At 26.1% G+C, this 12,488-nt stretch carries 10 protein-coding genes and 1 pseudogene; 2 read left to right on the top strand and 9 right to left on the bottom strand.

Annotated features, from left to right (window positions below; translation table 11 throughout):
• A pseudogene (locus JG677_RS04915) lies at positions 1-420 on the top strand (M20/M25/M40 family metallo-hydrolase); the annotation flags it as partial.
• On the opposite strand, the gene JG677_RS04910 reads toward JG677_RS04915, so the two are convergent.
• The 9 genes from JG677_RS04910 to murJ all read right to left on the bottom strand — a co-directional run bounded on the left by JG677_RS04910 (position 421) and on the right by murJ (position 11,150).
• A complete protein-coding gene (locus tag JG677_RS04910; RefSeq protein ID WP_200285474.1) occupies positions 421-1,659 on the bottom strand; it encodes an MFS transporter in 1,239 nt (412 codons plus the stop codon).
• A 6-nt stretch (positions 1,660-1,665) separates the two neighbouring features.
• Positions 1,666-2,496, bottom strand: a complete 831-nt coding sequence (locus tag JG677_RS04905; protein ID WP_200285472.1) for a cysteine ABC transporter substrate-binding protein — start codon at positions 2,494-2,496, stop codon at positions 1,666-1,668.
• Between the two features lie 79 nt (positions 2,497-2,575).
• Positions 2,576-3,355, bottom strand: a complete 780-nt coding sequence (locus tag JG677_RS04900) for an enoyl-ACP reductase (RefSeq protein ID WP_200169066.1) — start codon at positions 3,353-3,355, stop codon at positions 2,576-2,578.
• Positions 3,355-4,242, bottom strand: a complete 888-nt coding sequence (gene dapA, locus JG677_RS04895) for a 4-hydroxy-tetrahydrodipicolinate synthase (protein ID WP_200285470.1) — start codon at positions 4,240-4,242, stop codon at positions 3,355-3,357. Before dapA ends, JG677_RS04900 begins: the two co-directional genes overlap by 1 nt.
• Positions 4,242-5,483, bottom strand: coding sequence for a M16 family metallopeptidase (locus JG677_RS04890; RefSeq protein WP_200169067.1), 1,242 nt, complete (start codon positions 5,481-5,483; stop codon positions 4,242-4,244). Before JG677_RS04890 ends, dapA begins: the two co-directional genes overlap by 1 nt.
• The gene (locus JG677_RS04885) at positions 5,480-6,532 is read right to left on the bottom strand and encodes a quinone-dependent dihydroorotate dehydrogenase (RefSeq protein WP_200285468.1); all 1,053 of its coding nucleotides are present in this window, start codon (positions 6,530-6,532) and stop codon (positions 5,480-5,482) included. Before JG677_RS04885 ends, JG677_RS04890 begins: the two co-directional genes overlap by 4 nt.
• A 49-nt stretch (positions 6,533-6,581) precedes the next feature.
• On the bottom strand, positions 6,582-8,315 hold the full coding sequence (locus JG677_RS04880; protein ID WP_200285465.1) for an ABC transporter ATP-binding protein: 1,734 nt from the start codon (positions 8,313-8,315) through the stop codon (positions 6,582-6,584).
• Positions 8,308-9,699, bottom strand: coding sequence for a cysteine--tRNA ligase (gene cysS / locus JG677_RS04875; protein WP_200285463.1), 1,392 nt, complete (start codon positions 9,697-9,699; stop codon positions 8,308-8,310). The genes JG677_RS04880 and cysS overlap by 8 nt, the downstream gene beginning before the upstream one ends.
• Positions 9,699-11,150 (bottom strand): murein biosynthesis integral membrane protein MurJ, encoded by a 1,452-nt coding sequence (murJ, locus tag JG677_RS04870; RefSeq protein WP_200285461.1) that lies wholly within the window; start codon positions 11,148-11,150, stop codon positions 9,699-9,701. The genes cysS and murJ overlap by 1 nt, the downstream gene beginning before the upstream one ends.
• Positions 11,151-11,260: 110 nt before the next feature.
• Between murJ and JG677_RS04865 the strand changes: the two genes are divergently transcribed.
• The coding region (locus JG677_RS04865) for a flagellar assembly protein A (RefSeq protein WP_200285459.1) at positions 11,261-12,488 on the top strand (1,228 nt) is incomplete at its 3' end.

The following is a 12,488-nucleotide window of genomic DNA, read 5'->3' as shown; positions in this document are numbered from 1 at the left end:
GTTCAAACAAGTATTAATTTAGCTATTTTAAAAATGAATGAACAAGAAATAAGAATTAGTCTTTTTGCAAGATCAAATTTATTAGAAGATTTAAAACAAGTTGAATTTGAAACTTTAACACTTTTTGAAGCCTTTAATTTTAAAGCCCGATCTTTTAATTTTTATCCACCATGGGAAGGAAAAGAAAATGAGCTTAGCGATAACTTATTAAAAATATTTAAAAAAGAAAATAAAAATATTAAAATTTCAGCAATACACGCAGGTTTAGAATGCGGGATTATCGAAAAAAAACAAAAAATTTTATGTTGTTCTATAGGACCAAATATATATAATCCACATTCTACAGACGAAAGATGTGAACTTGCTTCAGTTGAAAGAATATCAAAAATTGTTTTTGAACTTTTAAAAAATTATCAATAATTAAAATATATTTCTTGCATTTTTTGCAAGAAAATATTTTAATAAAAACACACAAACTAAGGCACTAGAACCTACAAAAATAAAATAAAATTTTAAATAAGTATTAAAAAATAAATCTACTATAAAAGGGGTTATAAAACTTAAAATAGCATAAGAAATATTATAAGCAAAAGAAAGACCACTAAATTTTAATTCATTTTTAAAAATTTGAGTCATAAACACAGGTGCAAAAGTTACAATCCCTTGAGAAAAACAAGCTAAAAAATAAAATAAAATAAAATAATCATTATATAAAGAAAATAATAAAGAAAATACAATAAACATTAAGCTAAATATAATACAAATTTTATAAGATCCAAAAAATTTAGCCAAAATTCCTTGTATCAATGAGCCTATCATTAAAATAAAAATTGCCCAATTTTGGATATAAAGAGCTTCCATGTTATTTAGAGATAAAACTTTATGAAAATATTTTGGCAATATCATTAAAGTTGCAATAGCACTTGTTAATACTACGCTCATTAAAAAACAAACAAGCATACTAGTTTTATGGGTTTTAAAAGCTTGTTTAAGAGGAAATTTTAAAATTTGATTATTCTTTTTTATTTTCTCAAAAATAGGAGTTTCATCAAGATGTTTTCTTAAAAAAAGTGCTAAAAATCCAAATATTGCACTTATAATAAAAGGAATTCTCCAAGCATAAGATTCTAAATCATTTTCACTAAAAGTATTTTTTAAAATAATAAATGTTAAACCACCCAACAATAAACCAAATGTCAAAGTCATAGAAATAAAACCTAAAGCTAAGGGTATTTGCCTACCTCTAACAAACTCACTTACAAACACCCAAGAACCACTCACTTCAGCACCTATTGCTAAACCTTGTAAAATTCTCATAAAAAACAAAATAATGGGTGCTATAATTCCTATGCTTTCATAATTAGGTAAAAAAGCAATAACAAAATTAGGCAGAATCATCAAAAGCATACTTATATAAAAGATTTTTTTACGCCCTACTTTATCACCAAAATGCCCCATAAAAATAGCACCCAAAGGGCGTATTAAATAAGCAATACCAAATAACAAATAAGAGCTGAATTTTAAAAAAGATTCATCTTGAGGAGGAAAAAAAATTTTAATAAAGATATCAAGAAAAAAAACAAATAAAATGAAATCATAAAATTCTAAAATGCCTCCTAAAGAGGCATAAACAATATTTTTTATTTTTTTATTTTTCATTAAAAATTAAATTTTTCCACCCTCTATAACAACATCTTCAGCGCTTATATCACTTGAGAAATGATCTTTAAGTGTTGCTTCATAGTCTTTGTGAAAAAACTGCTCATTAGAAAGCTTTATAATTAAATTATCAAGAAATTCTTTTAACTGTATATCACCTTTTTTAACAGCTGGAGCTATTGCATCATGATTGCCTAAGTCCTTAATCGCCATTTTAAAATCAGGATGATTTTTAACCCAAGCAAAAAGCAGAGTATTATCATGACTTAAGGCATCTCCCCTTTTATCAAGCAAAGCAGCAAAAGTTTCTGTATTTTGATCATATTTTAAAGTTCTAATATTAGGATAATTTTCTGTAAAATATGCATCAGCTGTTGTGCCTTTATTGAGCAATAAAGTTTTATCATTTAAATCTTCAATTTTAGATATAGTAGAATCTTTAGGCACGACTACTCCAAGAGAAACTTTCATATAAGGCAAGGCAAAATCAACTTGTTCTTCTCTTTGGGGTGTTTTAGTAAAATTTGCCAATATAATATCAACTTTATTAGATTTTAAAAACTCAACACGATTAGCTGCCTCAACAAGAACAAAATGAACTTTATTTTCATCACCAAAAAGCTCTTTGGCAATACGCTTAGCAAAATAAACATCATAACCTTGATTTTCACCTTTTTCATCTATATAACCAAAGGGAGGTTTATCTCCAAAAACCCCTATTCTTACAAAGCCATTCTTTTTAATTTGCTCCAAAGAATTTGTATTATTAGAATCAAAACAAGCTGATAAAATCAATGATGAAATTATCATTAAAAAATATAAAAATACTTTTTTCATAAATAAACCTTTCTTTTAATAAATGAAGCTTACTATATAAAAAAAGTGTAAACAAAAATAAATTTTATAATTTATTTTATCATTTAAAAGTAGTTCCACCATCTACAATAAAAGTATGACCACTTACCCAACTTGCTTTAGATGAACAAAGAAATAAACATGCACCAGCTAAATCTTCTGGCTGTCCCATACGATTTAAAGGGCTTAGATTAATTGTAGCTTGTTTTACTTCTTCATAATTTGTAAAAGCCCTTAAAGCATCTGTTTCTATTGGACCACCGCTTACTACATTTACGCGTATATTTTTTTCTCCTAATTCGGTAGCAGCATATCTTGCCATAGCTTCTACCGCAGCCTTTGCAGTGCCATGCCCTGCATAATTTTCTATATAAACTAAATTTCCAGTTGATGAGATAGAAATAATACTTCCTCCCCCTACTTTCTCCATTCTTTTAGCAGCTTCTTGAGAGCCAACAACAAAAGCATTGACAGTTGCTGTAAAGATATTATTGATTCCTCTTGGTTTAAGTTTCATAAATTTAGTATATCCACCAACTACTGCACGTCCAGAAATAATAGCATTGGAAATAAAAAAATCTACCCTATCAAAATCTTGATCAATTTTTTCAAAAAGTTCTTTATAAGTTTCTGGCTCTAAAATATTAAATTCATAAGCTCTAGCTTTGATATTGAAATTATCTTCTAAATCTTTTACTATATCTTTAGCTAATTCAGCATTAGAATTATAAGTAAAAGCTACATTTACGCCCATTTTTGCAAATTCATATACGATAGCTTTTCCTATACCTCTTGTTCCGCCACTAATTACTAAAGTTTTTCCTAAAAATTCATTATTCATCAAAATCCTTTAATGTTATAATTTTTTAATATATTTTCAATTTTTTTAAAATTTTCATTACTTGGAGAGCAAAGAGGTAAACGAAATTCTAAAGAATCTATAAGCCCCATAATAAACATTGCTGTTTTAATAGGGATAGGATTACTCTCACAAAATAACACTTTATTTATATTATAAAGTTTATCATTAATTTCCTTAGCTAAATTATAATTACCTTTTAAAGCTTCATGAGTTAACAAAGAAATTTGATCAGGTAATAAATTTGAACTTACAGAAATAACACCTTTACCTCCATTAGCAAGGATAGGATAATTAATAACATCATCACCGCTAATTAAAACAATATCTGGCTCATTAGCCAATAGATCAACGCATTTTTCAATATTTCCACTAGCCTCTTTTACGCCGAAAATATTATCACAATCTTTAAAAAGCTTTATTATAGTATCTGTTACAATTTCACAGCCTGTTCTACTTGGAACATTATATAATAACATAGGAATTTCTATACTATTTGCTATACTTTTATAATGTTCATAAAGTCCTTTTTGGGCTGGCTTGTTGTAATAAGGTGTAACACTTAAAATACCATCAGCTCCACATTTTTGTGCAAATTTAGCTAAATCTATAGCTTCATGAGTAGCATTGCTTCCTGCACCTGCTAAAACTTTAACAGAAGTATTTTGACATGTTGCAACAGCAAGCTCTATACAAGTTTTATGCTCATTATGGGTTAAAGTTGCACTTTCTCCTGTTGTTCCTACTGGAACTAAAACATCTATACCGTTATTAATTTGTCTTTTGATAAGTTTGATATAATTTTGTTCATCAATTTTACCATTTTTAAAAGGGGTAATTAAAGCAGTCATTGCTCCGATTAAATTCATCATTTTTTCCTTAAGATCATTGTGGTAGAATTATTATCATTAAAATATTTTTTAGCACACTTTATTAAATCATCTATAGTTAAATTTTCAATATCTGTTTCATAATTTAAAAGAGGTTTTAAATCTCCTCTTGCCAAATAAGAACCAAAAAGATTTGAGACTTCAGTTGCAGTGCTAAGCGAAAATATAAAATCACTTTTAGTGTTATTTTTTATTTTTTCTAAATCTTTTATTGAAATTTCCCCATTTTTTATATTATTAATAATTTTCCACAATTCCTTCTCAACTTGTTCAGCTTTGATATTTAAATTACAATTGCAAATAAAAATAAATAAATTTTCATCAATGGTATCATTAACAAAAGCGTAATAATCATTGATTAAATTTAATTTATCTACAAGAATTTCATTCATTAAAGAACTTTTCCCATTACCCAAAAGTTCAGCTAAAGCATTAAGAGCTGGAATATCTTTATGTTTAAAATTAGGAATTTTAAAACCGATGGCAAGAATTTGGGTTTGAGAATTTTTTTTAAGAACTATTCTTTTAGGACCATCTTGTTTTGGTTCTTTCATATAAATCTTTGGAATAATTTTTGTATTTTTTATATTTTCAAAATATTTTTTAGCCTGATTAAAAACTTCTTTGCTATCAATATCACCGCTTACAAGTAAAATAGCATTTTTAGGCTGATAATAAGTCTTGTGAAATTCTCTAATATCTTCTATTGTCCAATTTTCAATATCTCTTAAAAACCCAATAGGAGTCCAATGATAAGGATGATAAATAAAAGCATGATTAAAAAGTCTAAAATACAAATATCCTAAAGGATTATTATCTGTTCTCCATCTACGTTCTTCTAAAACAACTTTTCTCTCCGGTTGAAACTCTTCATCTTTTAAAGTTAAATTTTGCATTAATTCTGCAAAAAGCTCTAAAGCTTTATTTAAATTTTTTTTAGCACATTTAATATAATAATGCGTATAATCAAAACCTGTACTAGCATTATCTACACCACCAAATCCTTTGATAATTTCATCAAATTCTCCAGCTTTTAAATTTTTAGTACTTTTAAAATTTAAATGCTCAAGCATATGTGCGATACCGCTTTTACCTATAAATTCGTTTCTAGAGCCTACTTTATAAAAAATATCAACACTAATAACTTCGCTATTCTTATTTACAGGTAATGCATAGACTTCAAGTTTATTTTTTAGACTTATTTTTTTAAAATCAATCATTTAATATTTACTCCAACTGCTTCGCTAATATGCATAAAACCATCCTCTCTTAATAAAGTAAGCAATTCTTGATTGATATTCCTAACAAGAGATGGGCCTTTATAAATAAGTGCTGTAAAAACTTGAATCAAATGGGCGCCATTTTTAATACGCTCATAAGCTTCCCTGCCGCTATCAATTCCTCCACAAGAAATTAAAAGAGTATGAGAAAAAAGCTCTTTAGCTAATTCTTTAAAAAATTTACTACTCTTTTCTTGTATAAGCTTGCCACTAATTCCTCCAAAAGTTCTACCATTATCAAGTAAAGAATAATCAGTACTTGTATTTGCAATTATAAATCCATTAGCACCTTTTTCTATAGCTTTTTTACATAAATCAATAGCTAAAGGTATTTCTAAATCAGGAGCTATTTTAATTAAAATTGGTTTTTGGGTAATCTTTTTTGCTTCACTTAATAAATCATTTAAAAAACTATGATTTTGTAAAGATCTTAAATTTTTAGTATTAGGTGAAGAAATATTAATAATAAAATAATCACATAAATCTTTAAATTCTTTTAATAAAATAAAATAATCTTCTAATGCATTTTCACTATTTTTATTTTTTCCTATATTAGCACCCAAAGGCAAAATAAAAGGATAAATTTTAATTAAATTTGAATAAATCTCTTTAGAACCTTTATTATTAAAACCCATGGCATTTTGTATGCTTTCTTGCTTCACTAATCGAAATACCCTTGGTTTTTCATTACCTTCTTGTGCTTTAGGTGTAAAAGTTCCAAATTCTAAAAAACCAAATCCTAAAGCACTCAAAGGTCTTATCATGGTTGCATTTTTATCAAAACCTCCAGCCAAACCAACAGGGTTGCTAAATTGAAGACCTAATAAATTCTGACTTAAACTTTCATCTTGAATTATAAAGCGATTAGCTAAAAAACTAAGCGCACCCGGAAAAATGGTATTAAGACTCCTTAAAGAGCATTCAACCAAATTATGGGCACATTCTGGATCTAATTTAAAAATTAAAGGCTTTATGTGTTCATAAATCATTTTTTTCCTTAAAAATTTTAACTTAAATTCTAACTAAATTAAAATAAAGTTAAGCTTTTATTTTATGTTCTTTGTTTTTAAATTTTTGATAAAGAGTGCAATTTTGCATTAATTCTTGATCGGTTCCAATTGCTAAAACCTTTCCTTTATCTATCACGGCAATTTTATCAGCATTTTCTATAGTGCTAAGCCTATGAGCAATCATAATGATTAATCTATCTTTTTTTAAATTTTCTATAGTTTGAACAATAATTTTTTCACTTTCATTATCTAAAGCTGAAGTAGCTTCATCAAAGATAAGCATATTGGGATTCTTATATAAAGCTCTAGCAATAGCAATTCTTTGTTTTTGACCACCGCTTAAATTTTTACCATTTTCATAAAGCTTTGAATGAATTCCTCCCATTTGCATACTAAATTCATAAGCATTAGCTAATTTTAAAGCTTCAATCACTTTATTTTCATTAAATTCTTCATTATAAGCAACATTTTGAGCAATAGTATCATTAAAAATATAAATATCTTGGGTAACTAAAGATATTTTAGATCTTAAAGATTGCAAAGAAAAATCATCTATGGAATGGTTATTGATAAAAATATCTCCTGAATTTCTACTAAAAAAATGAAGAATTAATCCCACAATAGAAGATTTTCCTCCCCCGCTAGATCCGACAAAAGCTAAAATCTCTCCTTTATTTAAAGAAAAACTAAGTCCTTTTAAAATTTCTTTTCCATTTTCATATGAAAAATAAACATCCTTAAAAACAAGGTTTGAAATATTTTCAAGTTTTTTGTCTCCTCCTTTAATTTCTGGTTTCAAATCTAAAAGATAAAAAGTTCTTTCACTTGCAACAATAGCAGTTTGCAATACTCCATATAAATAAGAGATCCTTTTTATAGGAGTATAAATCATAAAAAGTGCAGTAATAAAGCTAAAAAACGTTCCCACGCTCATATTGCCAAGTATAACTTCTCTTCCCCCAACTATAATAACTATAGATACACCCAAAGAACCTATAATCTCCATAATAGGACTTGTTAAAGAAGTTACACGAACACTTTTTAAAATAACTTTACTTAATTCATCATTTTCTTTTGAAAATCTTAGTTTTTCTTTGGTTTCAGCATTATTTACTTTAATAATTTCTATATTAGAAAAAATTTCACTCAAGCGAGATAAAAGATCTGAATTTTTTTCTTGAGTTGTTTTTGCATATTTTTTAAGTTTTTTAGCAAACCAAACAAGTGGAAAAATAGCTACTGGCAAAACAATTAAAGCAAAAAAAGCTAAAATTGGACTTTGATAAATTACAACACTTATAAGTCCAATGGCAGTAATTACTTCTCTTAAAAAATCAGGAATGATATTAGCCACTACACTTTGCAAAGCATTGATATCATTGGTACAACGACTGATTAACTCCCCTTTTCTATATCGTTTAAAAAACATCATATCAAGCTTTAAAAGATTTTCGAGTACTCTAGATCTTAATACTCTTAATATATCAATTCCAATAAAACTTGTGTAATAGCTTTGCAAATAAGCTCCTAAATTTTTTAAAAAATAAACTATAAAAATAAAAAAAGGAGTTATATACAATAAGCTAAGATTTTTATTTACAAAAATATCATCTAAAATTGGTTTAATTACATAAGCACTTGCAGCGGTTCCTAAAGATGCAAAAAGCATGCCTATAATAGCAAATAAAAAATATTTCCAATATTGCTTATAAAAAGGCTTAAAACGCATTAAAACATCAATTAAAGTCATTTTTTTATGCATTATTTTTTTCCCATAAGGTTCCATTTTGAGTATCCATTAAAATAATATTTTTTTTAAGTAAATTATCACGAATTTCATCTGCTTTATTGAAATCTTTATTTTTTTTAGCTTCATTTCTTAAAAAAATTTGCTCTTTTATAAATTCTTTTTCCTCTAAACTTACTCCAAACTGAAAATACTCACTAGGATCTAAAAAGCCAAAACCAAAAATCAAACAAAGTTCTTTAAGACTTCTAGAAAGCTCTTGTTTTAAATTTTTATCTTTATTCTCCTTATCAAGCCTTAGATTTACATTAATAATAAATTCATCAAGCAAGGATAAAGCTTTTGAAATATTTAAATCATCTTCCAAAGCAAATAAAATTTCTTGACTTATTTTACTTTCAAATTTTTCATTTATAAATTGATTATCCCACTTTTGAAGTGCTATTCTTTTTTTAAGTCTATAAAATTTATCAAGTCTTTTTTTACTCATTTGTAAATCTTCTAAAGAATAATTAAAATGGGCTCTATAATGAGTACTTAAAAGATAAATTCTAAGAACTTCTGCAGGAAATAATTTTAAAGCATCTTTAATAAAAAAACTATTATTAAGACTTTTGCTCATTTTTTTATTATTAATTTTTACAAAACCATTATGAAGCCAATAGTTGCAAACTTCATAATCATATGCACAACGACATTGTGTTGCTTCATTTTCGTGATGTGGAAACAATAAATCAATCCCACCAGCGTGTATATCAAGCTTATCTTGAAAAATGCTTTCTATCATAGCTATACATTCACTATGCCAACCGGGTCTTCCTTTACCAAAAGGACTTTCATAAAATTTTTCATCAAATTTCCATAAAACAAAATCACTTTCATTTTTTTTAAAAACTTCATTTTCTAAACGACTTTGATTTTGAAAAGCGTCTCTTTTAGAAAGACTAAAATACTTATTATCTTTACTTGTATCAAAATATACCCCATCTTCTAAAATATAAGCATAACCCTCATTATAAAGTTTTTGAATTAGTTCTATCATCTCTTTTATAAAATGAGTAGCCCTTGGTTTATAATTTGGTTCTAATATATTTAGTGCTTTCATATCATCTTCATAGCTTTTAATATAATATTCGCTCAATTCCTCTAAACTTTTATTTTTTTCTTGCATTTTTTTTAGAATTTTATCATCTATATCAGTATAATTTCTCGCAAAATAAAGCTCATAACCTTTAGCTTTAAAAACCCTCATTAAAAGATCAAAACACACACTACTTCTAGCGTGACCTAAATGAGCATCATCATAAGTTGTAGGACCGCAAAGATAAATATTTACTTTTCCTTTTTCTTTTGGAATAAACTCTTTTTTTTCTTTTGAGACACTATCTGTTAATTTCATTAAATTATCCCTTTTATAAACTCAAATATATATAAAAAAACAAAAATTATATTTGATTTAAATTCAAATAATAAAACAGCAATCAAAGCAAATATAACAATAAACAAAATGCAAAATTTCCAAGAAATTAAAGAAAAAAATTCTTTAAAACCGAATTCTTTAATATTAGCCAATAATAAATAAAAAGCACTAATAGACGAAGAAAAAGCAACGGCTAAGATCTTATTTTTTTCATCTTCAATAAATAAAATAAAAACTATAGAACATAAAGCACTTAAGGTTAAAGCCTTAAAAGCTATAAAAGCAGCTATCTTTTGTTTAAATTTAGCATAAAGCCATAAAGATAATATTTTTTGCAACCCAAAAGGCAAAAGCCCTAAAAGATATGCTATTAAAACATAAGCTGTTATTGTGGCATCTTCATTAGAAAAATTACCTCTTTCAAATAGCATTTTAGTAATTTCTTGAGAAAAAATTATACCAATCATAGAAGAAAAAACAAGTAAAATACTTAAAAATGCTAAAGCTTTTTTCATAAATTCTAAAGCCAAGTTTTCTTGATTACTTTTTAAATATTTTAAAATTTTAGGAAAAGAAACTTGCGTTAAAGCAATAGCAAAAAGGGCTAAAGGAAGTTGAAAAATACGATTTGCATAATAAAGATAAGAAATACTTCCAGTGATCAAAAAACTGGCTATAGTTGTATCAAGTAAAGAGCTAAATTGTGCAGCAGAAGAACCTAAAATTCCATGAAAAAAATTTTCATAAAAAGATTTCAAATTTGTTTTTGTTTTTTTAAATTTTAAAGAAAGTATTATAGCTTTTAAAATTCTACTATTATAAAAAACAATCATATGCAAAACTAATTGCGCCACTCCACTTAAAACTATAAAATATGAGAAATAATAAAGCGTTTCATAAGGATTGTTTTTATCCACAAAAAAAGCTGCTATAACTATACTAAGATTAAACAAAGAAGATGAAAATGAAGTAATAAAGAATTTTTGTTTATAATTTAACAAAGATGCTAAAAAAGTTACAATAAAAATAAAAAATAAATACCAAAAATTTATGGCCACCAAAGGAGAAGCAAGTTTTATAGTTTCTTTATCAAAACCAAAAGCAAAAATTTTTGTAAAAAACGAAGAGAAAAAACTTACTAAAAGGCAAAATAAAAATACAATAATACTAAATTGATAAAGTACGTTTATGCAAAAAGCTCCTTTTTTTGTTACTTTTGTAAAATTAGGCAAAAAAGATTGATTAAACGCACCTTCAGCAAAAATTCTTCTAAAAAAGGCAGGCATTTTAAGTGCCACAAAAAAAATATCACTATAAAGCCCCGCTCCTAAAAATAAAGCAATTAAAATATCCCTTATTAAACCTAAAACTCTAGAAAATAAAATTCCCAAAGCATTAATAATAAAATTTTTAAACACTAAATTCTTCATAATACCATAGAACCAAGATTTTAATAATTTTTTAGAATAAATATTTTAACCAAAATTGATTAAAAATTTACTATAATACATAATTTATATGAAAAATAGCGGAGAACAACTTGTTAGAAAATGAAAAAATTATTTCCTACACTTCAAACCCTTATAAAGAATTATTAGCAGTTGCTTCACGCACAAATATAGATATCAATGAACTTGACTATAATCTTCTTGCGTTTTCAACTTGGTATCGTTTTGGTAATGAAGAATGGAAAAAAATTAGCGAAAAAGAACTCAATATTTTTGAACAAGATGAAATTTTTTTAAAAAATAATTTAGAAATTAAACAAGAATATAAAATAGAAATTATTCATAATGAAAATAAAAATATTAATGATGCTATTAAGCTGATTGCAAATAAAAATTTAACGAAACTTATAGCAGAAATAGAACTTCAAAAAATAACGTATCATGATAAAATAGCATTAGAATTGCTTCAAAATATTTATAAAAAAATGATTAAATTGAAATTTCTAATTGGTATTCGTATTTTTGACTTTAAAAAACAATTACTTGAAAGTGTTGCAAAAATTAAGTCTTCTTCGCATAATTTTACTCAAATTACCGTTGCAAAAGGGATCTCACCTATACAAGCCCAAGATGAAATATTAGTTTTTAACTATAAAGAAAAAACTAAGAATTATACTCAAGATGAAAAAAGATCAGGCATTATTGTAGTTGATGAAAATGAAATCATTCTTACTCATATGAAAGCAAAAAATGGAAAAGAAGGAAGAGATTTAAATCTACATTTATTAAAAGTTCTTGATCCTATGCAAAATAAATTTAGCATTTCTCATACAGATGCTATAAAAATAAACGAAAAAGAAGATTGCATAGAATATATAGCGCAAAAAAAAGGATTTGTCGTTGAAGATGGAAATAAATACGATATCCAAAATGTCTTAGATTTTCAAGAATTAGATTTTAAAAAAATAGGAACTATTAAAGCTGGACTTGATAAAGAAATTATTATCAATGTTAAATTTCCTTCAGATCTCCACGATGCTATTAACTCAGGAATTAAAATAGAGTGTCAAGAGCTAAATGTTGAAGGAAATGTTGCTGCAAATACTTTTTTAAATGCAATAAAAATAAATATTAAAGGAACAACACATAGCAAAAGCAAAATAAATGCTGAAGAAATTTATGTTAAAACACATAGAGGTTATATTGAAGCAAAAGAAGTAAATATAGATCTTTTAGAAGGTGGAAAAATTAAAGCTCAAATTGTAAAAATTAAAAAAAGCTTGGGCGGGATCATAGAAGCTGATAAAATTTATATAGATG

Source organism: Campylobacter sp. TTU-622 (assembly GCF_016598965.1).
In the GTDB taxonomy this organism is placed as follows: domain Bacteria; phylum Campylobacterota; class Campylobacteria; order Campylobacterales; family Campylobacteraceae; genus Campylobacter_D.
This window is presented reverse-complemented; position numbering and strand designations above follow the sequence as displayed.

Coding starts and splice junctions, on each gene's coding strand:
- JG677_RS04910 (WP_200285474.1), bottom strand. CDS start 1,659: ATGAAAAATAAAAAAATAAAAAATATTGTTTATGCCTCTTTAGGAGGC.
- JG677_RS04905 (WP_200285472.1), bottom strand. CDS start 2,496: ATGAAAAAAGTATTTTTATATTTTTTAATGATAATTTCATCATTGATT.
- JG677_RS04900 (WP_200169066.1), bottom strand. CDS start 3,355: ATGAATAATGAATTTTTAGGAAAAACTTTAGTAATTAGTGGCGGAACA.
- dapA (WP_200285470.1), bottom strand. CDS start 4,242: ATGAATTTAATCGGAGCAATGACTGCTTTAATTACCCCTTTTAAAAAT.
- JG677_RS04890 (WP_200169067.1), bottom strand. CDS start 5,483: ATGATTGATTTTAAAAAAATAAGTCTAAAAAATAAACTTGAAGTCTAT.
- JG677_RS04885 (WP_200285468.1), bottom strand. CDS start 6,532: ATGATTTATGAACACATAAAGCCTTTAATTTTTAAATTAGATCCAGAA.
- JG677_RS04880 (WP_200285465.1), bottom strand. CDS start 8,315: ATGCATAAAAAAATGACTTTAATTGATGTTTTAATGCGTTTTAAGCCT.
- cysS (WP_200285463.1), bottom strand. CDS start 9,699: ATGAAATTAACAGATAGTGTCTCAAAAGAAAAAAAAGAGTTTATTCCA.
- murJ (WP_200285461.1), bottom strand. CDS start 11,150: ATGAAGAATTTAGTGTTTAAAAATTTTATTATTAATGCTTTGGGAATT.